The organism is Streptomyces sp. Xyl84 (assembly GCF_059731885.1).
This window is the reverse complement of record NZ_AP029182.1, coordinates 6,885,805-6,911,507: the sequence shown is the minus strand read 5'-3', so window position 1 is coordinate 6,911,507 and position 25,703 is coordinate 6,885,805. Positions and strand designations below refer to the sequence as shown.

Sequence of the window (25,703 nt, the reverse complement as noted above, 5' to 3'; positions counted from 1 at the left end):
CCGGGCCCAGGAGCCACCATGCGCACTCGCCCCACCAGGCCTCTTCGACAACTCCCCGGGCGCCGGCGCGGTGCCGTCGGCGCCGTCGCCCTCACCGCGCTCCTCGCGCTCGCCGGCTGCTCCTCGCACGGCGGCACGCAGGCCGGTCCGAAACCCACGCAGAGCCTGTCCGACGCACAGGCCGCCGCCGTGCCCGACGAGCCGACGAGCCCCGCTCCCGCGGGCCCGCCGGCGCCTCCGAAAGCGCCGTCGAAGGCACCCGCGGGGCCGGTCGTGCCCGACGCGAGGCTCACCCCGGCGACCGGGTCCTTCACCGCCAGGGAGAAGAAGTACCTGCACGGGCGGGTGCCCGCGCACATGGACCCGGCCGCCGTGCTCCAGGTCGGCCAGGAGGCCTGCCAGCGCATCGGGCGCACCGCCGCCCACGACAAGGACGCCGCCGTCGGCGCGCTCATCACCGGGGAGGTGCCGAACGCGGACGCGGCGATCGACCAGCTCTGCCCGACGCTGAAGCCCCTGCTGGATACGGCCGCCACCGGCTTCCCCGACGGCACCCGGAAGAACCCGCGGCCGGGCAGCTACCGGGCGCTGACCAGCACCGGCGGCTGCACCTGGCAGGCCCTGGGCGCGGGCGACAAGGTGCTGGCGTCCGGGCCCGGCACGGGCGGCGCGAAGAAGGTCACCGCGAAGGTCCCGGCCGGCACCCGCGCCTTCGTCTCCTCCGGCTGCTACGCCTGGCTGCCCGCGTAGGACCGCTCGTACACGTCGAGGAGGGTGCTCAGCACCGCGTCCATGGAGAACGCCTCGGCGGTGAGCCCCCGGGCCGCCGCCGACGCGGAGCGCCGCGCGGACGGGTCGAGCAGGTCGAGCACCGCGGGAGCGATGCCGTCCGCGCCGCTCACCACGCGCCCGGCTCCGGCCCGCTCCACGTCACGGGCCAGGCCGTTGGAACCGGTCACCACCACCGGCGTGCCGACGGCCATCGCCTCCAGCACCGACATCGGGAACGGCTCGTCCACCGAGGGCAGCACGTAGACGTGTGCCCGGCGCAGTTCCTCGGCCATGCGGGTCCCGGTGAGCGGACCCGGGCAGCTCACCTTCCCGGCGAGCCCCAGCTCGGCGATGCGCCGGCGCACGGCGGCGAGTTCGCCCTCGTCGGGACCGGCCACCACGAAGGTCGCCTCCGGGTGCCGGGCCAGGACGGCGGGGGCGGCGTCCACCAGGTCGACGGGGCGCTTGCGCGCCTGCAGCCGGGCCGCGTACAGGATGCGCGGCGGGCCCTGCGGGCCGGGACCCTCCGGCTGCGCGGGGACACCGTTGACCAGGCGGACGGCGCGCCCGAGGCCCGGCGCGCCCACCACCGCGTTCAGATCGTCCAGTTCGCGGGTGGTCAGGTGCAGCACGGCGGCGGCGCCGCGCAGCACCCGGCGCACCGCGACCGCGTCGAGGAGCCGGGCCGAGCGCCGCTCGCTCGGGTCGACCATGCCGTGCGTCTGCAGGACCAGGGGGCGTCCGGCGCGCAGCGCGGCGAGCGCGACCGGCAGCGTCACCAGGTCGCGGGCGAGGTGCACGTGGACCACGTCGGCCCGCCGCACGAGGCGGTGCGCGCCGGCCAGGAGTGAGGGGGAGGTCAGGCCGCTGAACCCGAGCGGCAGGACCCGGCGCGCCTGATGGAGCCGGGCGGGCACGCCCTCCACCTCCTCGGGCAGCGGCCGCGCGAAGCCGTCGGCCAGGGCGGTGAGGCGGGCGTCGTGTCCGCGGGCGCGCAGGCCCTGGCAGAGGTTGAGGGCGACCCGGACCGGGCCGCCGAAGGCGTGGGTCGTGCTGTGCAGGGTGACCGCGTGCAGCACTCTCACACCGGCTCCTCGACGGGGCGGCGCCGGTTGTCGGCGGTGTGCAGGGTCCGTTCGGGCAGGTCCTCGTGGAGGACGGCCCCGGCGCCGACGACGGCGCAGCGGCCGACCGTCACTCCGGCCAGGACGGTGGCGCGGGCCGCGATCCAGGCGCCGTCGTCCACGGCGATGGGCGCGTTGCGGTAGCGGAAGTCGGCGGCGCGGTGGTCATGGCCGCCGGTGCACAGCAGGGCTTCCTGCGACACGCACACGTGGGCGCCGAGGGTGACGGGCTCCAGGTTGAGGATCCATGCCCCCTCGCCGATCCAGGTGTGGTCGCCGACCGTCAGTTTCCACGGCCACAGCACCCGCACCCGGTGCCGGACGAGCACTCCCGTCCCGATGTCCGCGCCGAACGCGCGCAGCAGGGCCGTCCGGACGCGGGCCGGGGTGAACCATGCCTTGAAGACGGTGTTCATCACCGCGAACCAGAGCGCCTGGACGAGCGGGCCGCGGCCCTTGTCGTAGCCGGCCAGTGTGAAGGCCGTGAGATCACGCATCGATCCAACCCCCCAACGGCGCCTCCCCTGACGCCGTTCGGCCCACTCTAGTCGCTGACCGTTCCCCGCAGGGCTGCCGTCAGTAGACTGCGGCGGGGATCTTCTCGGGGGCGGGGGCGCCATGGCGCAGCAGACGGACCGGAGCGTGGCGGCGGCGCCGCGGACGCCGGTGGCACGGGCAGCGGACCGGGGCGGGCGGGGGTCGGGCCCGCTGCCGCCGTTCTCACCGCGCACGCTGCTGTCCCGAGCGCTGTCGGTCCCGCTGGTGCTCGGTTTCTCGGTGTTCCTGCCGCTGCTGGTCCTGGTGCAGCCGGGCTCGGGTCTGCGCGACTCCGCGCTGTGGATGCAGCTGGCGCTGACGGTGTACGCGGGCGTCCGGCTGTCGGCGATGATCCTCACCAGCCGCCGCAAGCTGCTCGCCGGATCGTTCTGGCTGTTCGTCTACATGGCGATGGGGGTGGCGCCGCTCGCCCAGGCGGTCCTGGGACGCACACCGACCCCGGTGGTGGGGGCGCGCACCGATCTGACCGAGGCCGTCTCGCTGGTCCTGATCGGCTGCGTCGCCTTCGACATCGGTGCGCTGCTGGCCCGCCAGCGGCCGCGCCGGGAGCGGGAGGAGGGGCGGCGCCCGGCGTTGGTGCACCGCCGCCGGCTGTACGTGCTGACCCTTCTGGCCTTCGCCGGTTCGGCGCTCCTGGTGGTCAGGCTGGGCGGTCCCGCGGTCTTCTTCACCAGCCGTCAGGAGATCATCAGCAGTGTCCAGGAGGCGGGGCTCTCCCAGGAGGACTCGCAGGCGAGCCAGGCCATCGTGCGCGGCCTGGGCACCGTGCCCGTCCTGATCGCCTGGCTGGTGTACACGCGGTGGCTGGTGACCTCGCGGCGGGCCCGCCGCTCGGTGGTGGTCATCGCCGTGTGGCTGGCGCTGGCCGCGGTGAACGCGGTGGTCAACAACCCGGTGTCCAACCCGCGGTTCTGGTTCCTCACCGTCCTGTTCTCGATGCTGTTCACCCTGTTCCCGGTGAGCGCCGCGCTGTACCGGATCGCGCTCAGCCTGGGTGTGGTGGTGGCGCTGATCGTCTTCCCGTTCGCGGACCGGTTCCGCTATGACGACACCAACTACCGTCCGCTGCAGACGACTTCGCCTCTGGAACCGCTGGCCGTGAAGGACTACGACCAGGTCGGCATGTTCGCGAACACGATCACCTTCGTACGGTCGGGGCGCGGCCACACCTACGGCCGCCAGCTGGCGGGCTCGGTGCTGTTCGCGGTGCCGCGGTCGGTGTGGCCGGGCAAGCCGATGGACACCGGTGTGGTGGTCGGCCAGTGGATGGGGGCGACGAACACGAACCTGTCGTCGCCGGTGTGGGCGGAACTGTGGATCGACTTCGGTCCGGCCGGCATGGCGGCGGGGTTCGTGGGGCTCGGGTACGCGGCGGCGCGGGTCGACCGCCGCTATGCGCGCCGGGCGGTGCGGCGGGCTCCGCCGGGCAGTCTGATCGCGCTGACCGTGCCCCTGGTCGCCGGGTACTCCTTCATCCTGCTGCGGGGGCCGCTGCTGCAGGCGTCGGGGCGGGTGGCGATCGCGGTGTGCTGCATCGCGCTGATCACCACGTTCCGGCAGGACCGGGCGGCCGGGCTGCGCTGAGAGCCCCGGACGACCTGGGCGCCCGGCTCGCCCTCTCTTCCGTTCGGAGCCGCGGGGCGGCCCGCCGGGCGTGCTCAGGGGGTGGGGACCGCCGGGGTGGTCGCGGCCGGGGACGGCTCCCGGCCGGGCAGGCGGGCGACGCGGGTCCAGGCCGCCGCCGCCTTGAGGGCGGATCCCGCGGCCAGCCCCCAGGCCGCGCCGAGCGCCGACCCGCTGAGCAGGTAGCCGCCGAGCATGAGGGCGACCGACAGCAGGGAGAACACCACCTGCACCGACAGGGTGGCGCGCGGACTGAGCACGCGCAGGGTGACCAGGGCGCAGGTGCCCAGGCCCATCACCGCGTACTGCGCGCCCGAGGCGGGCAGCAGTGCGGAGGCTGACTGCCAGGTGGCGCCGAGGAGTTGGTGTCCCGTGCCGCCGGGCAGGGCGTGCAGCACCAGGCCCCAGGCGAGGCCGACGGCGCAGAGCGCGAGGCCGAGGACGCCGGCGGCGCGGGCGGTGGCCCGGCGGCCGCCGAGCCGGCCCAGCAGCGGCGGCCCGAACGCGTTGACCGAGTTGAACAGGACGTTGAGCGGGCCGAAGAGCGTGGTCGCCCCGCGCAGCGCACCGACCGCCAGCGGGGCGGCGAACAGGCCGAGGCCCAGCACGGCGAGCTGGCTGGAGGCGTTGCCGACGGCGAACTCCACCACGAAGCGCTGTCCGAGGTGGCCGCGGCGCGCATAGGGCCGCAGGTCCGTGCGGGTGCCGCGCACGTGGGGCCGCAGCAGGCGCAGGCCGAGCAGCAGCGCCGGCATGGCCGACAGTCCCCACAGGGCGACGAGCAGTCCCGGCGCGGTGTGCCGGGGCTGGAGCAGCAGGACGGGCACCACGCACACCAGGCGCAGGGTGTCGGCGGCCAGGGCCAGGGCGGGTCGCCGCAGCGTGGAGAACGCGTACCGCAGCACGTCCTGCACGAGGACCAGCGGGAGGACGGCACCCAGGGCGAGGAAGGCTCCGCCCGGCCCGGCCCAGCCGCCGCGGGCGGCCGCGGTGACCGCGCCGGTGGCGGCGAGCAGGGCGCCGACGGCGGTGGCGGCCAGCGCGGTGAAGGAGACGGCGGACCGGCAGGCGGCGCCGGTGGCCGTGCGGTCGCCGCGGGTCAGGACGACGACCTGGCCCGCGTACGCCGTGTTGAGGCCGAGCAGCACCGTGAAGGTCAGGTAGACCATCGAGAAGGTGGCGAAGCCGTGCGCCGTGGAGACGCGGGCGGCGATCACCAGCACGGCGATGTTGGTGAGGCTGGACGCCGCCTGGTCGAGTACGGAGGCGAACACGGCCGTCGAACTCCGCGGCGGGCGGGGCGGACGGGTGGTCGCCGGCTGCTCGCCCTGGGCCGTCACCGGTCCCCCGAGCGGACGGTACGCAGCGCGATCGTGGTGCTGCCGTCGTCCTCCGGGTGGTCCACGGGTGGAGTGCGGGGGCCTGCCGCGACGGGCCGCTGCGGCGCACCGCGCGGCCCGTGGCGCCGGTTCCCGCGGCGGGAGGTGCCCGCTGCGGCCCGGCGCGAGGGGGTGTGCGTCACCGCGCCGAGTACGGTGCCGCCCGCGCCGACGATCAGTTCGCGGATGCGGACAAGGTCGGCGCGGTGCACGGTGCGCGGGTCGCAGACGATGAGCACTCCGTCGACACGGTCGACGAGGGCGAGGGCGTCGGCGTAGGCGAGGACGGGCGGGGCGACGACCACGACGGTGGCGTCGGGGTCGTCGGCCTCGGCGATCAGCCGGGTGGTGCGCGCCGAGGTCAGCGCGCGGGCGACGTTGCGCACCCGCTCGCCGGGGACGAGGCCGAAGGCACCGGACTCGCCCGCGTCGGCGACAAGCTGGCCGCGGCCGGGCCACTCGCCGTCGGCGACCTCGCCGGCGCGGCTCCAGCGGGGCCGGGAGGCGGCGGAGACGTCGAGCCGTTCGGCCAGGGAGGGGGTGCGCAGGTCGGCCTCGACGAGGGTGACGTCCTTGCCGGTCTCCGCGAAGGAGGCGGCGAGGTTGACCGCGACGGCCACGCTGGACTCCATGGAGCCGCGCGGGGCGACGACGAGCAGGCGGCGCCGGTCGGCGAACCTGTCGTCGTAGGCGAGCCGGAAGGCGATCGAGCGGTACTCCTCGGCCGCCCGGGAGTCGGTGCGGCCGACCACGAGGGCGCCGCCCGAGCCGCGCGGCAGCGCGCCGAGGACGGGCCCGCGCACCGCGCGGGCGACGTCGCCGGCCGAGCGGGGCGCGGGGTCGAAGACCAGGCGCACCCAGGCGCCGAGCAGGCCGAGGCCGATCCCGACGAGGCCGCCCAGGCCCAGCGAGAGCGGCAGGCCCGGCCCGTCGGAGGAGGTGGGGACCGTGGCGTTGCGGATCACGTTGCCGGGCGTCATGTCGAGCGCCTTCAGACTGGTGATCTTGTTGCGCAGGTCGGTGATGCGGTTGAGCAGGTTGGCCTGAACGGCGTAGGCCGCGTCGGCGGCGGAGCCGTTGGGCAGTTGCTTGATCCGTCTGGAGAGTTCGTCGTTCTGCTTAGCGACGGGATCGAGCTGGTCCTGGAGGCTCTTGAGCATCGAGCCGCGCACGGACTCCCACTGCTGCTTGCGCAGGTCGATGTAGGACTGGGTGAGGGCGTTGGCGCGGCGTGCCGCCTCCCGGGGGCGGGACGCGGTGTACGTGAAGTGCAGCACGAGGGTCTGCGGCGGGTTGGTGACCTGGAGCCCGTGCTGGAGCCGGTCGATGCCGTCGGCGCCGATCCCGAGCTGTTTCGCGGCGCCTTCGGCGACCTTGCGGCTGAGCGCGGTCTGGCGCTCGGAGCCCATGTTGATCGTCTTGTCGCTGGAGAGGGTCGGCGCGAAGGGGTCGCTGGTGGGGGCGCGCAGCACGATGTCGGTGGTGGCCGCGTAGCTGTCGGCCCCGGTGATCCCGAGCCAGGCGCCGGCCAGCAGTCCGGCGCCGACGCCGCCGCAGATCAGCCAGCGGTAGCGCAGCAGTTGGCGGAACTGCTCGCGCAACTGCTCCGGTTCGTCCTCCCCCCGGAGAGGAACGTGTGTGTCGCTCACCTGACCAGACCCCCCAAAGCCTCGTCGATCAGCGCGTCGATGCGCGCGAGACCCGCCTCCCGCGACAGGTGCGCGGCCACATGGCGCGGTCCCGCCGCTCCCAACTCCTCCGCGGTGGCCGGATCTTCGGCGAGTCTACGCACCGCGGAGAGAAACTGATCGGGATTCTCCGGTTCCACGACGATTCCGGCACCGGAGCGCAGCACCTCGCGTGCCGTGCCGCCCTCGGCGGCGACGGAGGCGATCACCGGGCGGCCGGCCGCGAAGTAGGAGGTGAGCTTGGAGGGGACGCTCATGTCGAGGACGGAGGCACGCTGGGTCACGGCGAGCACGTCGGCCGCGGCCAGCACGTCGGGGAAGTCGGCGTCGTCGGCCGGGGGCAGGAACTGGAGGTTGGGCACCGCGTCGGCGCGGCGGGCGAGGTGCTCGCGCTGGTTGCCGTCGCCCATCAGCACGATCCGGGTGGCCGGGTCGCGGCGGGCCGCCTCGACCAGCACGTCCAGCCCCTGTTTGAGGCCCATGTTGCCGGAGTGCAGCACGACGGTCTGCTCCGGGCGCCAGCCCAGCCGCTCACGGGTGCGCTCCCGGGGCGCGGCAGGGGCTTGTATGTGCGACCAGTTGGGCACCAGCCGGATGCGTCCGGGGTCCACGCCCATCGCCCGTACCCGTTCGAGGAACGTCTCGTGGATGACGCCGACCAGGGTGGCACGGCGCAGCACCCACGACTCCGCGCGCTCGGCCAGCTCGGCGCTGCGGCCGCCGCCGCGGATGCCGGACTGCGCGGCGGCGGCGCCCATGAGGTCCTGGACGACCGGGACGTACGGGGCTCCGTGCCGGGCGGCGATCCTGGCTGCGAGCACTCCCCCGGCCAGGCTGGGCAGTTGGGCGAGCACGGCGTCGACGCGGCCGGTGCGGGGCGGGGCGAGGAGACCGTGGGCGAGGATCGAGCCCTCGAACAGGGCCCTGCGCAGGGCGCTCTGGCGCGCGGGCACGCTGTGCCGGCGGCGGTGCACGGTGACCCCGGCGCGCTGCTCGGTGGCCCGCCACACCCCGCGGTAGGCGGGATCGAGGCGCCAGGCCGGGTAGTGCGGCAGCCCGGCCAGGACGTGGGTGGTGTGCCCGCGGCTCGCCCAGTGCTCGGCGATGCCGGTGGCGTACGGGCCGATGCCGGTGTGCTCGGGCGCGTAGTTGGTGGACACCAGGAGCAGCCGGCGTCCGCGGTGGTTCTGTGTCACGGGACGAACCCTTCCCCCCGGCCGCCTGGGGCGGCCTCCCCTGTCTGTGGGCGTCTCGCGGGCCCCCCGGCCCTCGCCCTGTCGTGCAGTGAACCAGGAATCACCCTGATTGTTCACCCTTCCTGCACCGGACATGAACGCTATCGTCAAAGTTCGCGCGCCCTCCCGCACAGGGGGCGCGCCCTGGGGGCCGTCATCGAACGAGGGGGGCATCTGTGCCGTCGAGCAAGCCGTACCGCGTGGGCTACGCACCGGGCGCCTACGATCTTTTCCACATCGGGCACTTGAACATCCTGCGTCACGCACGTGCCCGGTGCGACTACCTGGTGGCAGGGGTGGTCTCCGACGAGATGGTCGCGCAGGCCAAGGGCAGGGCACCGATGATCCCGCTGGTGGAGCGGCTGGAGATCGTCCGCAGCATCCAGTACGTGGACGCGGCGTTCGTCGAGACCGTGCCGGACAAGCTCCAGACGTGGAAGCAGGTCCGCTTCGACGTGCTGTTCAAGGGCGACGACTGGCGCGACACGCCGAAGGGGGAACGGCTGGAGCGGGACTTCGCGACGGTCGGCGTGGACGTCGTCTACTTCCCGTACACCGTGCACACCTCGAGCACCCAGCTGCGGCGCGCCATCGACGCGCTCGGCGGGACGCGGCTCACCGCCGAAGCGCGGACAGCTCCCGGAACCACTTGGTGAGGAAGGCGGCGAGGAAGAGCGCGGCGGCGACGGCGAGGGCGGTGTAGGCCCACCGGAAGGCCGCGCCGCCGCCGATCAGCAGGAAGACCAGGCAGAACACCCCGTGGTCGACGGGGAGCAGGGCGACGGCCCGCGCCGTGGAGGGCGCGGCGCCGCCGCCCGGGGCCGTCTTCGGCTTGAGCTGCTCGGTGAGCAGTCCGCCGAAGAACGTGACGACGGCGGCGAGCTGGAAGCCGAGCGGCACCAGCAGCCAGCCGTCGGCCGCGGTCCCGAAGTGACCGGGGTGGCGGTAGAAGGTGATCAGCACGGCGGTGTGCAGTGCGGTGATCTTGGCGCAGTCGACCACGTGGTCGAGCCACTCGCCCGCCGCGCTGCCGCCGCCGCGCAGCCGGGCCAGCTGTCCGTCGGCGGAGTCGAGGGCGAAACCGACCGCGAGGCCGAGCCACACAACGGCACCCGCGTTCCAGGTGGGCGCGGCGAGCGCCGCCACCGCGACCGCCGCGAAGCTGAACGCCGCGCTGACCATGGTGACCTGGTCGGGTGTCAGTCCCAGCCGGTACGCCCCCGCGGCGAGGTAGCGGCCCGCGGGCCGGTTCACGAACCGCGAATACAGCGAGACGCCCTTGGCGCTCTTCTGCGCGGACTTCAGCCGCGTCAGCGCCGACGTCGCATCCGTCATGCTGCTCATCGATCCCCCCGGACCTCACGACCCCACCGGTCGCTCCCCTGCGTCCATCATCACAGGTGCCGGGGTGTGCGCGGAAGATCGGGGCCGAAGCCGTGCGGCACCGGGCGGCCCCGCCGCGCCGCCGCACGGCGGCGCTTTCGGGTGCGGTGCGGTGCACGGGCTCACTCCCCCATCCTGGCGGGGCGCACGGGCTCACCCCCGGTGGGTGCACGGCGCACGGATGCGCGGCCCGGTCGCACCGCGGCGCACGGACGCGCCCCCGATCGCGCTGCGCCGCAGGGACGCGCCGCCGGTCGGGCCGGGGCCCGGGTCAGGGGCGCAGGAAGGAGCGGTTGAGGTGGGCGGTGGCCAGGAGGTCTCCTCGGGCACGGGCGTCGTCGAGGAGCCTTCGGCGGGTGCGGCGGGCCGTGGCCTGGTCGCTCTCCAGCCGGTACGCGACGCTCGGCGCGACCAGTTGGACGGCGTGCACGAGGACGTCACCGGTGATCACGACGCGTTCCCGGCCGCCGTCGACCAGCACGGACTGGTGTCCGGCGGTGTGTCCCGGTGTCGGTACGGCGGTCAGTGACGGGCCGCCCGGGCCGCCCTGCACCCTGACCCGTCCGTCGATCCCGTGCAGCAGACCGGCCCGGCGCAGGGGCTCGACCACGTAGGCCATGGCGCTGTCGTCGGCGGCCAGGGCCGCGATCTCCGTCCGCTGGACGACATGGCGGGCGTTCGGGAACACCGGGGTGCCGGTGGTGTCGACCGTCCAGCCGTAGTGGTCCTCGTGGAGGTGGGTCAGCACGACGGTGTCGACGTCGTCCCGCTCGATGCCGGCGTGCCCGAGGACCGCGGGCAGGTGGCCCGGCACCGGCGCCCAGGGCGAGGCGGGGCTGCCGACCGGGCCGATGCCGGTGTCGACGAGGGTGACACGGCCACCGGGCCTGCGGACGGCGTAGCAGCGGAAGTCGAGTTCCCACGTGTCGTCCGGGCCGAAGGCGGCGGGATCGAGCCGTTGCGCGCGGGCCCAGTCCGCCTCGCCCGCGTCGGGGAACCAGTTCTGTCGCTTGCCGGGGAAGGTCCCGTGGGCGTCCAGCAGCGCGAGCACCTCGTAGGGGCCCGTGCGGCGGGCGACGACGTGCGCGGTGCGCGCGGCACGGCGGGGCTCGGCCGCGCCGGCGGAGCCGCCCGCGCCGGCCCACGCGGTGAGTGCGCCGATGCCCGCGGCGGCGCCGCCCCGCAGGACTCGGCGGCGGCTCGTGGAGGGGTGCGTCGTCGGGGTGCCGTCCGGAACGCGGCGGTCGGTCATGGTCTCTCCCTCGTGGCGTCGGTGGGGGGCCTGTCCGACATCGTGCGGGGGGCCGGTGCACGGCGGCTTGTACGTTCGTGTCCGGTTCGCAGGGGGGCGCGCAAGGGGCGGGGCCAGGGTCTGTCCGGCGGATCGAGCCGCACGAACTCGCCGCGCCTGGTCGGTCCAGGTCGGCGGACGCCGGTGCGTGCAGCCGCACGGCGCAGGAGGGAACCGACGCGGAGCATCGGCGAGCGACGACTACGCCGCAGGCGGGAGTCGACGCTGCGGGTCGGGAGTGACGACAACGCCGCAGGCGGGAGTCGACGCTGCGGGTCGGGAGTGACGACAACGCCGCAGGCGGACGTGGCGGCTCCCGCGGCCGGGCGTGATCCGCCGGGCAGGGGCCCAGGCCCTGTCGTCGCATTCCCGTCGTCGCCCGGAGGGCGGCCCTGCGGCGTCCGGTGCGTGCTCTCGGCGTGCCGGGCCGAAGTCCTCGTACCGGGGGCGTACTCGGGCTTTCGCCCGGTGCGGCGAGAGGGCGTGCCAGGCGTCGCGGGGCAGGCGGGAATGTGACGACGGCCCTAGGATGTCCGCATGTCCGGGGACCGGCGGGTGTACCTGCGCGAGGACGACGTTCACCTCGCCGACGTGCGCTGCGGCAGTACGACGCGCGGCTGGTCGCCGCTGCGACCCGCCCCCGTCTTCGGTCTGGTGCTGGTCCGGGACGGCGTACTGCGCGGCCGGTCCGACGGTGTCGAGCACGTGCTGGACGCGGGCAGCGTGTTCGTCGAACGCCTGGGCTCGGAGCAGCAGTTCGCGCATCCCCTGGGCCCCGACACGTTCACCGAGATCGTCCTGTCCGAGCCCCGGGTCGCGGATCTGCTGGGCGGCGATCCGACGGTCCCGGAAGGCCTGGTCATGGTGACGCCTGAACTCGCTCTCGCGCACCGGCTGCTGCTCTCCCGCGCCCGCCGGGGCGCCGACGGCTTCGAACTCGCCGAGCGGACCGCCCTGTTCGCGGCCGCGGTGTTCGCGCGGCTCGCGCCGGACCGCGTCGCCTCCGGCCGGCCCGCCTCCGCCGCCGCGCGCCGGCGTCTCGCCGACGACGCCCGTGCCGTGCTGGCCGCCCGGCCGACGGTCGGACTGGAGGCGTTGAGCCGGGTCGTGGGCGCGTCACCGCACCACCTGAGCCGGGTCTTCACGGCCGTCACCGGCAGCACGCTGTGCGCCCATCGCGACCGGTTGCGCCTGGCCCGGGTCCTGGACCGGCTCAACGAGGGCGAACGCGACCTGGCGGGACTGGCCCGGGAGCTGGGTTACACCGACCAGTCCCACATGACTCGCGCCGTCCGCCGCGCGGTGGGGATGCCTCCCGGCCGGCTGCGCACCCTGCTGGCGTCCGGCGGAGCGTGACGCGCGGGCCGCCCCCGGCGTCGCGGGCAGGTCCCGCGGTCGTGTGCACCGGTCGGCGGGACGTCCTGGCCGCCCACGCGCTCGCCCGCGCTTCCGCCCCGGCCGCTTCGCCGGGGCGGAGAACCAGCGGAACCCCGCCCCCTTCGGCTTCCTCGGCCCGGCCTCCCGGGGCACCCACGACGCCCCGCCCGCCCGGCGCTCAATCCTGGCAGGGAACGGTTCCACCGGGCGGCTCCACGGGCGCGCGGTGGGCGCAGCCGGAGAGATCGCGAAGGAGACCAGCGGATGACCGCCTGCACGAGCCACGAACCGACCCGCGTCGGGCACGCCGACGCCCTGTCACGCTCATGAGCCGGATCCTGGTGACCGGTTCCACCGACGGACTGGGGCGCGCCGCGGCCGAGGCGCTGCTGTCCGCGGGCCATGACGTGGTCGTGCACGCCCGCAGCCGCGAGCGCGGCGCGGTGCTGGACACGCTGGTCGGCCGCGGGGCGCACCTGACCGTGGCCGACTTCACGCAGCGGGACGCCGTGCGGCGCGTCGCGGCCGAGCTGAACGACGGCGAGCCGCTGGACGCGGTCATCCACAACGCCGGCGTGTGGAGCGGACCGGCGGTCATGCCGGTCAACGTCGTCGCTCCCTACCTGCTCACGGCCCTGCTGCGCGCTCCGCGCCGGCTGGTGTACCTCAGCAGCAGTTCGCACTTCAGCGGGCGTCCGTCGCTGGAAGGGGTCGACTGGACCGGCGCGAGCGCGGGCTCGTACGCCGACAGCAAGCTGTTCGTCACGGTGCTCGCGGCGGCGGTGGCACGTCTGCGGCCCGCCGTGCCGAGCAATGCCGTGGACCCGGGCTGGGTGCCCACCAAGATGGGCGGACCGGGCGCGCCGGACGATCTGGAGCTGGGGCACCGGACCCAGCAGTGGCTGGCCGCCGGGGAGGACCCCGAGGCGCTGCGCACCAGCGGTGGGTACTGGTACCACCGCCGGCTGGTGCGGCCGCACCCTGCCGTCCACGACGAGGCGTTCCAGGACCGTCTCCTGCGGACACTGGCCGACGAGACGGGCACCGTGCTCACCTGACCGTCTCTCCCGCCCGTGCGGCACCCGCGCCCGCACGCCGCCCCCACGCCTGTGCCGGCACCCGGCCCCGCGACAGCCCCGGCGTCCGCCCCCGCGGTGCGGGTGACCGCGCGGAGGCGGACCGCGCGGGGCGGCTGGGTTCGGCGTCAGAGGCGGAACGACGCGGACACCCGGTCGGTGAGATCGTCCTCCGTCATGGTGGTGTCCACGTCGATGGCGCGCAGCCGGAGCCGTGCCGTCTCCTCCTTGAGGCGGCCGGTGAACAAGCGGTCGCGTTCGGCGAGGTTGCGGCCGGCCTTCGCCGGGTCACTGGTCTTCCACACGAACCCCTCCCCCGGCACCGACCGGCTCCGGAAGGCTGATGCGCGGAACCCGGGCGTGGGAAGCAGCCAGACGGCGTGCTCGGGGGCGGCCAGCAGGGGCTTGACCAGGTGCGGCAGCAAGCGGAATCCCTCGACGACGACGCACGGCTCGCGCGGCAGGCGCAGCAGGTCCTCGACGATCAGGCCGAAGCCCTCGCCCCGGAACCAGTGGAACGTCTCCAGCATGACGTGCGGAGTCCGGTTCACCCATCGTTCGTCCATGTCCATGGCGATGAACCGGTGCAGCCAGGGCGCCTCTTCGGGAGTGGTCCGCCCGGCGTGGTCCCGCATCACGTCGTCGGTCGCGTACAGACGCCAGCCCTGGCGGTCGGCGAGCCGCCGGGCGATCGTCGACTTGCCCGCGCCGCTCCCGCCGCCGATCCAGAAGACGTTCCGCAGCCGGGCGGCGAGCCCAGCGGCGTCGGCGCCGACTTCGTACGGTCCTGACTGCATCGTCCTCCGATCCGAGGGGCGACCGGGGCCGGGGCCACGGCCCGGCCCCGGCCGTTTCAGACGGCGGCCCCGTCCAGGTGTCCCGGGCCGTTCGCGGCGAGCAGGCCGACGAGGGCGTCGGCGTGCGCGGCGCCGCTCTCCTCGACCACTTGGCGCACACTCTGCGCCTCGCGTACGAGGGCGAAGCGGATCCGTCCGTCCGCGTCCGTACGGTAGCCGTGGACGGCCGGACGCGGCAGTGAGTTGTAGGCGAAGTGGGTCGAGAAGTAGTAGGCGCCGGTGTCGTACAGGGCCACGATGTCGCCGGGGTCGACGGCCGGGAGGTCGCGTCCCACGGCGGTGAGGTCACCGGCGAAGCAGCAGGGGCCGGCGATGTCGACGGTCTCCGTCGCCCCTCGCTTGGGGCGGCCGGCGGCGTCGAACACCCCGGCCCGCAGGGGCCAGGAGCCGGGCATGAACACGGTACGGGTGGCGACCTGGGCGCCCGCGTGGGTGACGGCGATACGCCGCCCCCCGGCGGACTTGGTGTACTCGACGAGCGAGGCGATCGTGCCGCTCTTGGCGAGCAGCGAGCGGCCGAACTCGGTTACCAGGCTGTAGCGGCCGTCGAACAACTCCGGGACGGCGGCGCGCAGTTCGGTGACGTAGTCGGTGTAGGCGGGCCGGTCCTCGTCGCTGTCGAAGTCCACGGGCAGCCCGCCGCCGATGTCCAGTCCGGTGACCTGGCGGCGGCCGAGCGTGGCGTTGATGTGCTCGGCAAGTTCGTGGGCCGCACGGACGCCCTGCGCGATGAGCGGCAGCGGGCAGCCCTGGGAGCCGACGTGGGCATGGAGCCGGGTCAGCCAGGGGCGCGCCGCGAAGGCTTCGGCCACGGCTCGGACGGCTCCCTCGTCGCGCAGGGCGATGCCGAACTTGGACGTGGTGGTCGCGGTGCTCATCGCCCCGATGGCGCCTGCCCCCACCTGCGGGTTCACCCGCAGACCGATCGGTCCGGCGGGCGGGCGGCCGGCCAGCAGGGCGTCGACGCGGGCGAGTTCCTGGAAGTTGTCGAGGTTGACCGCGATGCCGTGGTCGAGCGCGAACCGCAGTTCGGGGACCGTCTTGGCCGGGCTGTCGAACACCAGCCGGTCGGGGCGGAAGCCGGCCTCCAGCGCCAGCTCCAGCTCGCCGGGTGACGCCACCTCACAACCCATCCCCGCCCGGGCGAGCAGGCGCAGCACCGGCACCAGCGAACACGCCTTGGCGGCGAAGGTGTGCTGGACGGGGGCCGGGCCCCGGAAGGCGTCGCGCAGGCTGTCGACGGCGGCGAGGACGCCGTCCACGTCCAGGAGGCCGATCAGGGGCGAGCGGGCGTCCAGCAGTCCCTGCCCGACAGCCGCGGCCAGGGCCGCCTCCCGGGTGGTGCGCCGCCGTCGGGCCGAAGCGGAAGTCACGTGGAATCACACCTCACAGAACCGTGGTACGACGGGCCGCGGCCGCGCGCCACACGTCCCGCCGGTTCACCGGCCGCGCTCCGGCCGCAAGGGACAGCCTGCGGTGCGGTGGCCGGACGCGTCATCGTCCGCCACGACCAGGAACGCCCTCGGTGTTGTCGTGTCCCACAAAGGAACGATCACGGAGGCCGGGCGGGCGGCCGCCCGTCTCCGCAGCCGTCCGTCCGCGACCGTCGCAGAAAGCCGTCGGCCGCCGTCGTTGTCCGCCGTCGCCGGGGAACCCTGTGCGTGCCGGCAGGGCCAGGACGAACGGGTCAGCCGCCGCGGCGGGCGAGGCGGAGACCGAGGTCGGCCAGCAGCCGGCCCACCGGGTCGCTCACGTCGACGCCGAACAGTTCACGGGCGCGGCGCAACCGGTAGCGCAGGGTGTTGGGGTGCACGTTCAGGCTGAGCGCGGCGGCACGGGTGTCACCGAACTCGGCGAGGTACGCGGCGACCGAGTCACCGTACGCGGAACCGTGCGCCCGGTCGTGCGCGACCATCGCGTGCACCGGGCCGGGGGTGTCCTGCCACAGGGGCTCGATGCGGTCGAGCACCTCGAGCAGGGCGGCCTCGGCGGCCACCTCCTGGTAGGCCGCGCAGGCCGACGCCGGGGAGCCGCCGGCCGCCGTGGCCGCCCGCTCGCGCAGGACCCGTACCACCAGCTCGGCGGAGGCGCGGGACGCGGCCACGCCCGACAGGTCCGCCGCCTGCCGTCCGGCCCCCGCGAAGACCACGCTGTGCGGCAGGGAGCGCACGGTGGCGGCCAGACGGCGCGCCGGGTTCGCCCCGGCGCCGCCGGAGGCGGACACCAAGACGAAGAGCCGGCCGTCCGAGCGGGTGGTCACGCATCCCGGCAGGTACGCGGCTGCCTGGAGGGCGAGCATGTCCAGCACCCGGTGGCCGGTGGCGTCCGCCGGCGGTACGCCGGACGGCGCGGCCCGGCGGGACCGCCTGGTGCCCGCGGGGCCGGCCGGCGCCGGGCCGACGGGGTCCCGGGTGTCGTGCACCTCGACGACGACGACCGTGTACGGCCCCTCGGGCGGCACGCCGAGTCCGTGCGCCGTCCGCTGCGCGCCGGGGCGGCCCTCCAGCAGGTCGCGCACGGCCTGTTCGCGGCGCCCGGCCTCCTCCCTCCCCCGTTCCTCGTGGTGCACGAGGTGCGGCACGGCGGCACGCGCGGCCGTTCTCAGCGCCGCGGCGGCGTCCGCGGCGAGCGGCCGCCCGTCGGCGGCGGCCCACAGGGACCCGAGCACCTCACCACCGTGCCGGACCGCGATGGCCAGCCGCTCGGCGTAGCGGTCGTCGGCGGGCAGGCGCACCACGTCGCCGCTGCTCCACAGCGCCTGGAAGAAACCCCGCTCACGGAGTTCCGCGACCCTCCAGCGGGGCACCTCCTGGCCGAGGATGGTCAGTGTGCGCAGCGGGTCCGCCCCGTGCTCCAGCCGCGAGTAGGCGAGCACCCGCGACCGCGGATCCTCGATGGTGATGGCACCGCCGACCAGGTCGGCCACCGTGTTGGCGAGTCCCGCCAGGTCGCCCAGGCGCAGGCCCTCCGCCGGGGGCGGGGCGGTGGCGTCACCGGCCACCAGGGCCGTGCGCAGCCGGCCGAGCACCTCGGTCCAGCCGGTGTCCGGGGCGCGGAGCAGCAGGGCGGTACGGCCCTGGGCGGCGGCCTCGGTCAGGGCCGTGCGGGGCCTGCGGGTGCCGGGGCGCAGCACCAGGGCGGCGGCCCCGGCCCGCTCGGCGGCGCGCAGGACGTCCACCGCTTCCGGGGAGTCGGCCGGTGTTCCCGGGGTGAGCAGGACGTGGCCGGGCACCGTCCAGTCGTCGGCGCGCTCCTCGCCGACGTCGTGCACCGTCACCTCGGCGACCGGGACGTCGGTTCCGAGTGGTGCGGCCACCACGTCGAGCAGCCCGGGCCCGGCCAGCGTGAGGAGGTGGGCCAGCGTCGGACCGCCGGGGTGCGGGGTCGGCTCGCGATCCATCCCCCCATTATGTTGCGACCGGGGGGCGCAGCGGCGGGGCCGCTTTCACCGCGCACGGCCATCTGTGCACGGTCACCGGACTCGGGCCCGCGCGCACGGTCACCGCGCCCGGCCGCCGCGCACCGTCGTCACGGCCGATGGCGGGGGCGCCCGGCGGCCGGGCGTGTCAGCGCAGGGCGCCCGCGTCCGTGTCGGGCGGGCCGCCCGGCGGGGGCACGTTCGGCTCGAACGGGGCGCGGGAGCCCCTGTGTGCGGTGTCCGGAAGACCGCTGGCCCAGGCCAGCAGGCCGGGGTCCTCCAGGTCGCGGACCCACAACGTGGACAGGTCGAGGGCGTCCGGGCTGGGGCGGGAACCGACCCCCACCACGCGCAGTCCGGCGCGTTTGGCCGCCCGGAGCCCGTTGACCGAGTCCTCCACGGCCAGCGCGTTCGCGCCGTTCGAGCCCAGGCGCCGTACGGCTTCCGCGTAGGTGTCCGGGTACGGCTTGGGCCGGATGGGTCCCTCGGGGACGACCACGTGCTGGAAGTGGTGACGCAGGCCGACCGACTCCAGGCTGAACTCCACCAGGTCCGCCGGGCAGTTGCTGGCCACGGCGAGGGGGGCCCGGCGGCTCAGGACGGTGACGAGTTCCCGTGCGCCCGACATGGGCGCCGGGTCGCGTGCGACGAGGGCGCGGTAGGCGGCCAGGAGCTGTTCGGCCAGCTCCTGCGCGCAGTCCGGTCTGCCGATGAACTCGGCCATCAGGGCTCCGCACTCGATGTAGTGCAGGCCCTTGCTCCGCTCCGCGAACTCCGGGCCGGGCGCGTGGCCGAAGCCGCGCAGGACGACGCCGCGGGCGCGTTCCCAGTGCCGTTCGGAGTCGACGAGTGTGCCGTCGCAGTCGAAGACGACGGCCTCGGGTGCCCAGTCGGGGTCGAGCGTGTGGTGTTTCGTCATGTGCTTCGCCGTTCTTGGCGTGGGTGCCATCGGGATGGGTGGGGGGTGAGGCGCCCGTGCGCGGCCCGGGCCCGGCTGCCGCGGGGCTTCGCCGGGCGACAGCGCGAAGCCGGGCTGGTCGCAGCCGGCCGGCGGCCGCGACGGGCGGGAGGACGGCGCGGTGGGAGAGCGCCGCCCTGTCTCCGCATCCGGAAACATAATGAACGTTACGCTCGGTCGGCTCGCCGGTAGGAGTGTGCCGGTGCAATACGCACATGTGGGTGACGTCTCACGGGTAACTGAGCACGCCCCTGGCCGTCACCGTGCCGTTCTGACGGAAGCGGAAGACCGCGACCCGGCCGTGGACGGTGCCCTGCACGACGGCCGGCGGGGTGTGTTCGGTGAACCGTGAGGCGGTCATCCGCCCGCCGACCGGCCGGGTCAGGCGCCCGCCGCTGCGCAGGGCGACGGCCTGCCGTGCCGCCTCCAGCAGGGCCATCCCGGGGACGTGGTCCGTCTCGTGGTCGAACAGGAACGGATGGTGGGTGTCGGCGGGGTCCACCACGAGGGCGCCGTCGTGCAGCGCGATGAGGGCGTCCGCCTCCGAAGCGGTGCCGAGCAGGGCCGGCTGGGGCCGCGGGCGGCCGGTGGCGGACCGGGCCGGACCGGGGGCCGGGGACCGGCGGACGGCGGCGTACCGTTCGGCCGTCAGGAACCGCGCCCCGCCCTCCGCACGCGCGAACACCTGCCGCCCGGTGAGGAAGTCGGCGCGCAGCCGCATCCCCGCCACCCGCCCGGAGCCGGGTTCCTCGACCAGGTCGGTGACGGTGACCCGGCACGTGATCTCCGTGGCGCCGTGGGGCGCTCGCGGTTCACGGGCCGGGTCGATCCGGTAGGAGACGTCGTCGATCAGGGACCTGTCGGTGGCGGGGACGCCGAAGTGGCGCCGGGGGACGTAGAGGCCGAGCTGGCGCACGGTCTCGACGACCATCCACGGGCTGTGCCTGCCGTCGGGCCGGCGGGGGAAGGTCGGGTGCGAACGCGGCCACACCGCGGCGGCGCAGAAGGCACGGCGGCCGCAGGGCCGTACATCGGTCAGCAGCACCTCGGCCACCGAGACGCGGTGGACGAGTTCGCGGGGGACGGTACGGGACCAGCTGGACGGCGTCAGGCACGTCTCACCGGCGCCGCAGTCCTGTGGCCCGTCCGAGACACGCGGCGCGCGCGAACTGTGCCCGGAGCCCATGACGGAATGCTAATAAGACAATTGCGCGGTGTGCACGTCGGGCCTTCCCGGCATTCCTGCGAATGGGCTATATTCCCCCTCGCGATCTCCCCCAAGGGCAAGGAACACGCGTGCACGAACGGGCGGAAGACACCCGCAGGGCGGTATTGCAGGCAGCCGCGCACCTGTTCTTCGAACGGGGGTACGCGGCGACCAGTATCGCCGACATCAGCGAACGCTCCGCGCGGACCAGCGGCGCCATCTATTTCCATTACGCCGGCAAGGAGAAACTGGCGCGTGCGGTGGTCGAGGCGCACTTCGCCACCTGGCCCGTCCTGATCGCCCGCAACGAGACAGCGGGCGCGCCCGCGCTGGAGAACCTCGTGCGCCTCAGCTTCGCGGTCGCACGGGCGTTCCGTGACGACGTCCTGGTGCGCGCCGGCGCGCGCCTGTGGGCCGAACGCCGGTCGATCGACGTGGAGATGCCCCCTCCCTTCGTCGGCTGGATCGCCACGGTGGAACGCCTGCTCACCGACGCCCGTGCGGAAGGAACGCTCGCCCCCGGGGCCGACCCGGGCCGGGACGCCGCGACCCTGGTCTCCGCCTTCTTCGGCGTGCACACGGTGTCCGACGCGCTCGACGAGCGGCGCCTGATCGAGGACCGTCTGACCGCCCTGTGGCACCTGCTCCTTCCTGGCCTGCAAGCCGTCCCGGCCCCCGACGCCCTGCTGGCCCGGGTCAGGGACGACTCCGTGTCCCTGACCCCGTGAGGGACGGCCGCATCTGGCGAGAATCAGGGGGTTCTCGGCATTTTCGCCTCTGTCGGCCGTCCGACGCCCTCCCTAGGCTTTTCGCATCAGCTGCCCGACCGCCGATGAGAAGGCCTTTCACATGTCTGACGAGAACAACACGGAAAAGCGCGACGGAGACAACGGCAGGGAAGACGAAGGGAACAACGTCTCCCGGCGCACCGCGTTGGGGCGTGGCGTGGGGGCCGGGATCGGGTTCGCCGCGATCGGTCTGACGTCCGCGTTCGCCACCGCGGTGTCCGCTCCGCCGGCCGCGGCGGCTTCGCGGCCGGCTTCGGCGCCGGGCGGCCGTGGCACCCCGCAGGACGCCGGATCACTCCCCCGGACGGTGGCGGGGATCCGCATCCCAGGCAGCGAAGTGGCCCAGAAGGCCGCGGCGTTCGCGCAGAGCGCCTCCTCCCCGACCCTCTTCAACCACGTCATGCGGACGTATCTCTACGCCTGTGTCCTCTTCGACCAGCGCGGTGTTTCCTACGACCGTGAACTCGCCTTCGTCGCCGCGGTCCTCCACGACCTGGGGCTGGTCGAGGCGTACCGGTCCCCGTCCGAGCGCTTCGAGGTCGACGGCGCCGACGCCGCCCGGCGCTTCCTGCGGGAGCAGCGCATGCCGGCCTGGCGCGTGGAGGTCGTCTGGGACGCGATCGCCCTGCACACCAACGCGGGCATCGCGACGCGCAAGAGGCCGGAGATCGCCATGGTATCCGTCGGGTCCGGGCTCGACTTCGCCGGGAACGACCTGCAGAAGATCCCCTCCGGCACTCTGGAGGAGATACTCGACGCGTTCCCCAGGGACGGCTTCAAGCAGGACGCGGTCAGCACCATGCTGTCGCTGTGCCGCACCAAGCCCATGTCGGTCCTGATGCACCCCTTCGCCGAGGTCGGCCGCCGCCACATCCCCGGCTTCCCGGTGCCCACCGTGGAGGACCTGGTGCTGGGCGCGCCCTTCGCGGAGTAGGGCCGCGCCCAGTTGTCGAGGACGTCCTGCCGAACTCCCTTGCTGCGTATGGCCGTTGGGTGGGGGCCGGGCGTCCTCAGAGGGATCCGCCCGCACCGAGGCACTCGGCTCCCAGGACGTTCAGGAGGGCCAGTGCCTCGGCGTCACGGGATCCGGGCGGCGCGGTGTACAGCACGAGATGCTGGTCGCGGTCCGTCAGCGCGAGCACGTCGCAGTCCACGGTGACCTCTCCGACGGCCGGATGGCGGAACGTCTTGGTGAGCATCGGCGCGGCCTGCACGTCGTGCCGCTCCCAGCGGCGCGCGAAATCGGGGCTGATGTCGCGCAGTTCGGCGACGAGACCGGTCACCGCGGGGTCCGACGGGTACCGGGCGCAGGCGGACCGCAGCTCCGTCACCACATGGTGCCGGAACTCCGCGGCGTCGGAAATCCCGTACAGCTCCGCCCCGATGCGCGCCGGCCCGGCGAACGCCCGGCGCGCCAGGTTGCGGTCCTCGGGGGCGAGCGGCGCGAAGTCCTCCATGAGGGCAGCCGCGAGATCGTTCCACGCGAGCACCTCGAAGACGGCGGACGTCACGAAAGCGGCGGTGTGCGGGAGCCGTTGCAGGAGCGCGAGGATGCTCGGGCGGACGTCGCGCCGGTGCAGTCCGGTCCGGCTCGGCACGGTGCCCGCGAGGACGTGGAGGTGGCCGGACTCGGCGTCGGTGAGCCGCAGCGCGCCCGCGATCCCCGCCAGAACCTCACCCGAAGGGCGTGGCGCCCTGCCCTGCTCGAGGCGGACGTAGTACTCCGTGGAGATGTGCGCGAGGACCGCCACCTCCTCGCGGCGCAGACCCGGTGTGCGGCGGCGCGGCCCCGAGGGAAGACCCACGTCCTCCGGTCGCAGGCGCTCACGGCGGCTGCGGAGGAAGGCTCCCAGTTCCTGCTTGTCCATACGCGGAAGTCTGCACGACGCGCGACGCCGGATCCTGGTACCGCCTGTGCCTGTATCCGCTCGGGGAGCCTCGTGAGACTGCCCTCATGACGAACGACAGGGACAACGCACCCATCGGCCTGCTCACCGGCAAGGTGGTGTTCATCACCGGCGCCAGCCGCGGTATCGGGGCCGCCGCGGCCCGGCTCTTCTCCTCCGAGGGGGCCGCGGTCGTACTCGCCGCCCGCACCACCGACGCCCTGCGGCGCCTCGTCCACGAGATCCGCGCCGACGGCGGCGTCGCGGACGCGGTGACGCTGGACCTCGCCGACCGGGCGAGCATCCGTGCGGCGGTCGACCGCGTCGGGGAACTGCACGGGCGGCTCGACGGGGCGTTCAACAACGGCGCGGCGCTCCAGCCGCCCGGCCCGCTGGACACGACGGACGACGACGACATCGAGGAGCAGTTCGCGGTGAACTTCCGCGGGCACTGGACCGCGATGACGGCGGAGGCCGCGCTCATGAGCCGGGGCGACGGCGGGGCGATCGTCAACACGTCGAGCATCGGCAGCCGCCGCGCGAACCCCCGGCTCCCCGCGTACGGCGCGATGAAGCGCGCGCTCAACAGCATCACCGAGACCGCCGCCGTGACCTGGGGCCCTCGGGGCATCCGGGTGAACGGCATCACTCCCGGCGGCACCGCGACGGCGATGATCGACGCGTGGGAGGCGGCGTCACCGGGCGTCGTCGAACACATCACCGCGAGCATCCCGCTGGGCCGGATGGCCCGGCCCCGTGAGGTCGCCGAGGCCGCCGCCTGGCTGCTCAGCGACCGGGCGTCGATGGTCACCGGAGCGATCGTGCCGGTGGACGGCGGCGCCGGCGCCTGAGCCGGCCGCCGCCCGGGGCGGGCGCGGCGACGGCGGCCCGGCGACGGGCGGCGGCGTCCGCCTCCCCGGCCGCTCGGCACGGGTCCGCGAGCACGCCGTCCGGGTACGGCCAGTGCGGCCGGCCCGGCTGCCCGGGCCCTCGAAGGCCGGGGTCCGACCGCACGGGCATCCGTCCGCCCCGTGGGCCGGCTCGGGGCGGAAGCCGATGACGCCGAGGCCGGGGCGTGCCCGCGCCCTGCGCATCCAGCCTGTGCGGTGCATGACGGCATCCACTGCCTCGGGCTCCAGCGGCCGCCGAGCCTGAAGAACTCATGGGAGGACGCAGGGGATGCCACTGACCTCCCCGTCCGCGCCGGCGGCCCCGGACCACCCGGCGCCCGTCCGGGTTCTTCGGTGCGCGAAGCGGAACGTCCCGGCCCCGCAGGGCATCTCACCACGCGTACGGGCCGTGCGCCGGTGAGAGGGGATGTTCCTGATGGTACGTCGAGTTCAGGTGCTGCTGTCGATGGTCTTGGTGCTGGTGGCAGGCTCGGTGGCGGTGTCCGCGCCGGCCGGTGCCGTCATCGGCGGGTCGAGGAGCGGCTACGGCCCGTGGGCGGTGCGCATGCTCGTCGACGGCACACCGGTGTGCACCGGGACGGCGATCACACCGCAGTGGATCATCAGCGCCTCGCACTGCTTCTTCGAGCAGGCACAGCCGGTCGCCGACAAGCGGATCTCGTTCCGGGTCGGCAGCCTCGACATGCGCAAGGGGACCACGGTCCGACCGCTGCCCGGCAGGCGCGTGGGCAGTGCGCACGCCGACATGATGCTGATCAAGGTTCCGCCGATGAAGGTCCGCGCGGCACGCCTGGCCACCGCCGGGGTCCGCCGGGGGCAGGTGGTGCGGCAGTACGGGTGGGGAGCCACCTGCACCGGGGACGAGAACACCTGCCAGTCCCCCGTGCTCAAGCAGTCGGTCCTTCGGGTCGTACGGCCCGACGACCCGCGCTGCGACGGCTTCACCGCCCCGGGTGGTCCGGACTTCTGCATGGAGAAGGTGTCCGGCATTCCCGCCGGGGGCGACTCCGGTGGGCCGGTGATGAGCGCCGGCCCCCGCGGCAGCGAAACCCTCCTCGGCGTCTTCGCCGGCTCCGACCGGGAGGAGATCGCCGAGGCCGGGGAGGTCTCCCGGCAGCTGGCCTGGATCCGGTCGGTCACCAGGCGTTAGCCGCCGCCTTGTGACCGGCGGGGCGGGCGGCCTGCGCCGGGTGCGGTCCGGAAACCGGTCTCCTCCCCGGCCCGGCGGGTGTCACGGCCGGGTCTTGTGCGCGAACACCCACCGGTTGCCCTCCAGCGCGTCGTTCTGCTCGGGGAGCGGGCCGCGTCCGTGCCGGTGGGTGAACTCGAAGGGGGTGTGGACGGACGTGGACCAGCCCCTGCCCGCCAGATCACCCGCGGAGTCGGGCCGGGGGCCCAGGTCGAAGAGGCGGAGCAGGTCGATGCCGATCTGCTGCCGCGTCGCCGTGTAGAGCGGGCTGTCGCGGTACTCCAGCAGGTCCTTCTCGAGTTTGACCTCGTACGCCAGGGCGCTGCCCGGGGTGCTCAGCCGGTCCACCATGTCGATGAGGTACGTCTCGGCGGCGCTCGGCAGGTAGAAGAGCAGTCCCTCGGCCAGCCAGGCACTGGGTGCGGCCGTGTCGAAGCCCGCGTCGGTCAGCGCCGTGACCCAGCCGTCCCGCAGGTCGGCCGGCACCGTCACGCGCACCGCCTTCGGGGCGGCCGACACCTCGGCGAGCACCTTGTGCTTGAACTCCAGCACGCCTTCCCGGTCGATCTCGTAGACCACGCAGTCGGGCGGCCAGTCCAGCCGGAAGGCGCGCGTGTCCAGCCCCGCTCCGAACAGGACGACTTGGCGGGCACCGGCGCGGACCGAGTCGAGGAGGAAGTCGTCGAGGACCCTCGTGCGCAGACCGAAGTACCGGGCGAAGCGCCCCCACAGCGGGTTCCCGTCCCCGTCCGGTACCTGGTGCATGCGCACCGGCCAGGCCGCGCACGCCGGTGCGGCGCGCACGAAGTGCTCGGCGTAGACGTCCCGTGCCAGGCTGTCGGGACGGCAGGTCTCGATCGCCCGTGCCGCGGCGACCAGGAGGGCCGTCAGACCCACCCCTGCGTCCACGCCGTCCTCGCCGGTGTTCTGCGGCGCCGTACCGACCATGTTTCCTCCGTTGACGAGAGTGGAGAGCCCCTCTGC

At 74.5% G+C, this 25,703-nt stretch carries 23 protein-coding genes; 9 read left to right on the top strand and 14 right to left on the bottom strand.

Going from position 1 to position 25,703, the window contains the following annotated elements; all coding sequences use genetic code 11:
• The first annotated feature begins 18 nt into the window (after positions 1–18).
• The gene (locus tag AC6I72_RS30135; RefSeq protein WP_498004291.1) at positions 19–750 is read left to right on the top strand and encodes a hypothetical protein; all 732 of its coding nucleotides are present in this window, start codon (positions 19–21) and stop codon (positions 748–750) included.
• On the opposite strand, the gene AC6I72_RS30130 is transcribed toward AC6I72_RS30135, so the two are convergent.
• Complete coding sequence (locus AC6I72_RS30130; protein WP_498004290.1) at positions 729–1,856, bottom strand: glycosyltransferase; 1,128 nt, start codon at positions 1,854–1,856, stop codon at positions 729–731. The two genes, AC6I72_RS30135 and AC6I72_RS30130, sit on opposite strands and share 22 nt — an antisense overlap.
• Positions 1,853–2,392 carry a WcaF family extracellular polysaccharide biosynthesis acetyltransferase gene (locus tag AC6I72_RS30125; protein ID WP_498004289.1) on the bottom strand — a complete coding sequence of 180 codons (540 nt, stop codon included), beginning with the start codon at positions 2,390–2,392 and terminating at the stop codon, positions 1,853–1,855. Before AC6I72_RS30125 ends, AC6I72_RS30130 begins: the two co-directional genes overlap by 4 nt.
• A 121-nt stretch (positions 2,393–2,513) precedes the next feature.
• On the opposite strand from AC6I72_RS30125, the gene AC6I72_RS30120 reads away from it, so the two are divergent.
• Positions 2,514–4,037 (top strand): hypothetical protein, encoded by a 1,524-nt coding sequence (locus AC6I72_RS30120; protein WP_498004288.1) that lies wholly within the window; start codon positions 2,514–2,516, stop codon positions 4,035–4,037.
• Positions 4,038–4,111: 74 nt separating this feature from the next.
• Here AC6I72_RS30120 and AC6I72_RS30115 read toward each other — a convergent pair whose 3' ends face one another.
• The 3 genes from AC6I72_RS30115 to AC6I72_RS30105 all read right to left on the bottom strand — a co-directional run bounded on the left by AC6I72_RS30115 (position 4,112) and on the right by AC6I72_RS30105 (position 8,306).
• Positions 4,112–5,350: an MATE family efflux transporter gene (locus AC6I72_RS30115; protein WP_498004287.1), complete on the bottom strand. Its 1,239-nt coding sequence runs from the start codon at positions 5,348–5,350 to the stop codon at positions 4,112–4,114.
• Positions 5,351–5,412: 62 nt separating this feature from the next.
• Positions 5,413–7,104 carry a P-loop NTPase family protein gene (locus tag AC6I72_RS30110; protein ID WP_498004286.1) on the bottom strand — a complete coding sequence of 564 codons (1,692 nt, stop codon included), beginning with the start codon at positions 7,102–7,104 and terminating at the stop codon, positions 5,413–5,415.
• Positions 7,101–8,306, bottom strand: a complete 1,206-nt coding sequence (locus AC6I72_RS30105; protein WP_498004858.1) for a glycosyltransferase — start codon at positions 8,304–8,306, stop codon at positions 7,101–7,103. The genes AC6I72_RS30110 and AC6I72_RS30105 overlap by 4 nt, the downstream gene beginning before the upstream one ends.
• Positions 8,307–8,554: 248 nt before the next feature.
• On the opposite strand from AC6I72_RS30105, the gene AC6I72_RS30100 reads away from it, so the two are divergent.
• Positions 8,555–9,034 carry an FAD synthase family protein gene (locus tag AC6I72_RS30100; RefSeq protein WP_498004285.1) on the top strand — a complete coding sequence of 160 codons (480 nt, stop codon included), beginning with the start codon at positions 8,555–8,557 and terminating at the stop codon, positions 9,032–9,034.
• On the opposite strand, the gene AC6I72_RS30095 is transcribed toward AC6I72_RS30100, so the two are convergent.
• Together AC6I72_RS30095 and AC6I72_RS30090 are read right to left on the bottom strand one after the other, a co-directional pair.
• On the bottom strand, positions 8,994–9,713 hold the full coding sequence (locus AC6I72_RS30095) for a CDP-alcohol phosphatidyltransferase family protein (protein WP_498004284.1): 720 nt from the start codon (positions 9,711–9,713) through the stop codon (positions 8,994–8,996). The genes AC6I72_RS30100 and AC6I72_RS30095 overlap by 41 nt on opposite strands.
• A gap of 319 nt (positions 9,714–10,032) precedes the next feature.
• Complete coding sequence (locus AC6I72_RS30090) at positions 10,033–11,013, bottom strand: MBL fold metallo-hydrolase (protein ID WP_498004283.1); 981 nt, start codon at positions 11,011–11,013, stop codon at positions 10,033–10,035.
• Between the two features lie 576 nt (positions 11,014–11,589).
• On the opposite strand from AC6I72_RS30090, the gene AC6I72_RS30085 reads away from it, so the two are divergent.
• Together AC6I72_RS30085 and AC6I72_RS30080 are read left to right on the top strand one after the other, a co-directional pair.
• Positions 11,590–12,408 (top strand): helix-turn-helix domain-containing protein, encoded by an 819-nt coding sequence (locus AC6I72_RS30085; protein WP_498004282.1) that lies wholly within the window; start codon positions 11,590–11,592, stop codon positions 12,406–12,408.
• A gap of 347 nt (positions 12,409–12,755) precedes the next feature.
• Complete coding sequence (locus AC6I72_RS30080; protein WP_498004281.1) at positions 12,756–13,487, top strand: SDR family NAD(P)-dependent oxidoreductase; 732 nt, start codon at positions 12,756–12,758, stop codon at positions 13,485–13,487.
• Between the two features lie 146 nt (positions 13,488–13,633).
• Here AC6I72_RS30080 and AC6I72_RS30075 read toward each other — a convergent pair whose 3' ends face one another.
• The 5 genes from AC6I72_RS30075 to AC6I72_RS30055 all read right to left on the bottom strand — a co-directional run bounded on the left by AC6I72_RS30075 (position 13,634) and on the right by AC6I72_RS30055 (position 19,924).
• Positions 13,634–14,302 (bottom strand): hypothetical protein, encoded by a 669-nt coding sequence (locus AC6I72_RS30075; RefSeq protein ID WP_498004280.1) that lies wholly within the window; start codon positions 14,300–14,302, stop codon positions 13,634–13,636.
• Between the two features lie 56 nt (positions 14,303–14,358).
• Positions 14,359–15,735, bottom strand: coding sequence for a type III PLP-dependent enzyme domain-containing protein (locus tag AC6I72_RS30070; RefSeq protein WP_498004279.1), 1,377 nt, complete (start codon positions 15,733–15,735; stop codon positions 14,359–14,361).
• A 314-nt stretch (positions 15,736–16,049) separates the two neighbouring features.
• The gene (locus tag AC6I72_RS30065) at positions 16,050–17,762 is read right to left on the bottom strand and encodes a PucR family transcriptional regulator (RefSeq protein ID WP_498004278.1); all 1,713 of its coding nucleotides are present in this window, start codon (positions 17,760–17,762) and stop codon (positions 16,050–16,052) included.
• A 166-nt stretch (positions 17,763–17,928) separates the two neighbouring features.
• Positions 17,929–18,699, bottom strand: coding sequence for an HAD family hydrolase (locus tag AC6I72_RS30060; protein ID WP_498004277.1), 771 nt, complete (start codon positions 18,697–18,699; stop codon positions 17,929–17,931).
• 268 nt (positions 18,700–18,967) lie between these two features.
• Positions 18,968–19,924 carry a ScbA/BarX family gamma-butyrolactone biosynthesis protein gene (locus tag AC6I72_RS30055; protein WP_498004276.1) on the bottom strand — a complete coding sequence of 319 codons (957 nt, stop codon included), beginning with the start codon at positions 19,922–19,924 and terminating at the stop codon, positions 18,968–18,970.
• A gap of 110 nt (positions 19,925–20,034) precedes the next feature.
• On the opposite strand from AC6I72_RS30055, the gene AC6I72_RS30050 reads away from it, so the two are divergent.
• Both AC6I72_RS30050 and AC6I72_RS30045 read left to right on the top strand, forming a co-directional pair.
• A complete protein-coding gene (locus AC6I72_RS30050; RefSeq protein WP_498004275.1) occupies positions 20,035–20,673 on the top strand; it encodes a ScbR family autoregulator-binding transcription factor in 639 nt (212 codons plus the stop codon).
• Positions 20,674–20,794: 121 nt separating this feature from the next.
• Entirely contained in the window at positions 20,795–21,667 is an 873-nt protein-coding gene (locus AC6I72_RS30045) for an HD domain-containing protein (RefSeq protein ID WP_498004274.1), read from the top strand.
• Between the two features lie 76 nt (positions 21,668–21,743).
• On the opposite strand, the gene AC6I72_RS30040 is transcribed toward AC6I72_RS30045, so the two are convergent.
• Complete coding sequence (locus AC6I72_RS30040; protein ID WP_498004273.1) at positions 21,744–22,601, bottom strand: helix-turn-helix transcriptional regulator; 858 nt, start codon at positions 22,599–22,601, stop codon at positions 21,744–21,746.
• Between the two features lie 86 nt (positions 22,602–22,687).
• Between AC6I72_RS30040 and AC6I72_RS30035 the strand changes: the two genes are divergently transcribed.
• Entirely contained in the window at positions 22,688–23,470 is a 783-nt protein-coding gene (locus tag AC6I72_RS30035; RefSeq protein ID WP_498004272.1) for an SDR family NAD(P)-dependent oxidoreductase, read from the top strand.
• A gap of 475 nt (positions 23,471–23,945) precedes the next feature.
• Positions 23,946–24,680, top strand: coding sequence for a S1 family peptidase (locus tag AC6I72_RS30030; RefSeq protein ID WP_498004271.1), 735 nt, complete (start codon positions 23,946–23,948; stop codon positions 24,678–24,680).
• An 81-nt stretch (positions 24,681–24,761) separates the two neighbouring features.
• Here AC6I72_RS30030 and AC6I72_RS30025 read toward each other — a convergent pair whose 3' ends face one another.
• A complete protein-coding gene (locus tag AC6I72_RS30025; protein ID WP_498004270.1) occupies positions 24,762–25,667 on the bottom strand; it encodes a class I SAM-dependent methyltransferase in 906 nt (301 codons plus the stop codon).
• Positions 25,668–25,703 lie beyond the last annotated feature (36 nt).

What these genes read in the sequence shown, in the direction of transcription:
- AC6I72_RS30065 (WP_498004278.1), bottom strand. Translation starts at nt 17,762, where the DNA reads ATGGATCGCGAGCCGACCCCGCACCCCGGCGGTCCGACGCTGGCCCAC.
- AC6I72_RS30090 (WP_498004283.1), bottom strand. Translation starts at nt 11,013, where the DNA reads ATGACCGACCGCCGCGTTCCGGACGGCACCCCGACGACGCACCCCTCC.
- AC6I72_RS30030 (WP_498004271.1), top strand. Translation starts at nt 23,946, where the DNA reads ATGGTACGTCGAGTTCAGGTGCTGCTGTCGATGGTCTTGGTGCTGGTG.
- AC6I72_RS30060 (WP_498004277.1), bottom strand. Translation starts at nt 18,699, where the DNA reads ATGACGAAACACCACACGCTCGACCCCGACTGGGCACCCGAGGCCGTC.
- AC6I72_RS30025 (WP_498004270.1), bottom strand. Translation starts at nt 25,667, where the DNA reads ATGGTCGGTACGGCGCCGCAGAACACCGGCGAGGACGGCGTGGACGCA.
- AC6I72_RS30045 (WP_498004274.1), top strand. Translation starts at nt 20,795, where the DNA reads ATGTCTGACGAGAACAACACGGAAAAGCGCGACGGAGACAACGGCAGG.
- AC6I72_RS30095 (WP_498004284.1), bottom strand. Translation starts at nt 9,713, where the DNA reads ATGACGGATGCGACGTCGGCGCTGACGCGGCTGAAGTCCGCGCAGAAG.
- AC6I72_RS30080 (WP_498004281.1), top strand. Translation starts at nt 12,756, where the DNA reads ATGAGCCGGATCCTGGTGACCGGTTCCACCGACGGACTGGGGCGCGCC.
- AC6I72_RS30125 (WP_498004289.1), bottom strand. Translation starts at nt 2,392, where the DNA reads ATGCGTGATCTCACGGCCTTCACACTGGCCGGCTACGACAAGGGCCGC.
- AC6I72_RS30055 (WP_498004276.1), bottom strand. Translation starts at nt 19,924, where the DNA reads ATGGGCTCCGGGCACAGTTCGCGCGCGCCGCGTGTCTCGGACGGGCCA.
- AC6I72_RS30040 (WP_498004273.1), bottom strand. Translation starts at nt 22,601, where the DNA reads ATGGACAAGCAGGAACTGGGAGCCTTCCTCCGCAGCCGCCGTGAGCGC.
- AC6I72_RS30085 (WP_498004282.1), top strand. Translation starts at nt 11,590, where the DNA reads ATGTCCGGGGACCGGCGGGTGTACCTGCGCGAGGACGACGTTCACCTC.
- AC6I72_RS30120 (WP_498004288.1), top strand. Translation starts at nt 2,514, where the DNA reads ATGGCGCAGCAGACGGACCGGAGCGTGGCGGCGGCGCCGCGGACGCCG.
- AC6I72_RS30035 (WP_498004272.1), top strand. Translation starts at nt 22,688, where the DNA reads ATGACGAACGACAGGGACAACGCACCCATCGGCCTGCTCACCGGCAAG.
- AC6I72_RS30135 (WP_498004291.1), top strand. Translation starts at nt 19, where the DNA reads ATGCGCACTCGCCCCACCAGGCCTCTTCGACAACTCCCCGGGCGCCGG.
- AC6I72_RS30075 (WP_498004280.1), bottom strand. Translation starts at nt 14,302, where the DNA reads ATGCAGTCAGGACCGTACGAAGTCGGCGCCGACGCCGCTGGGCTCGCC.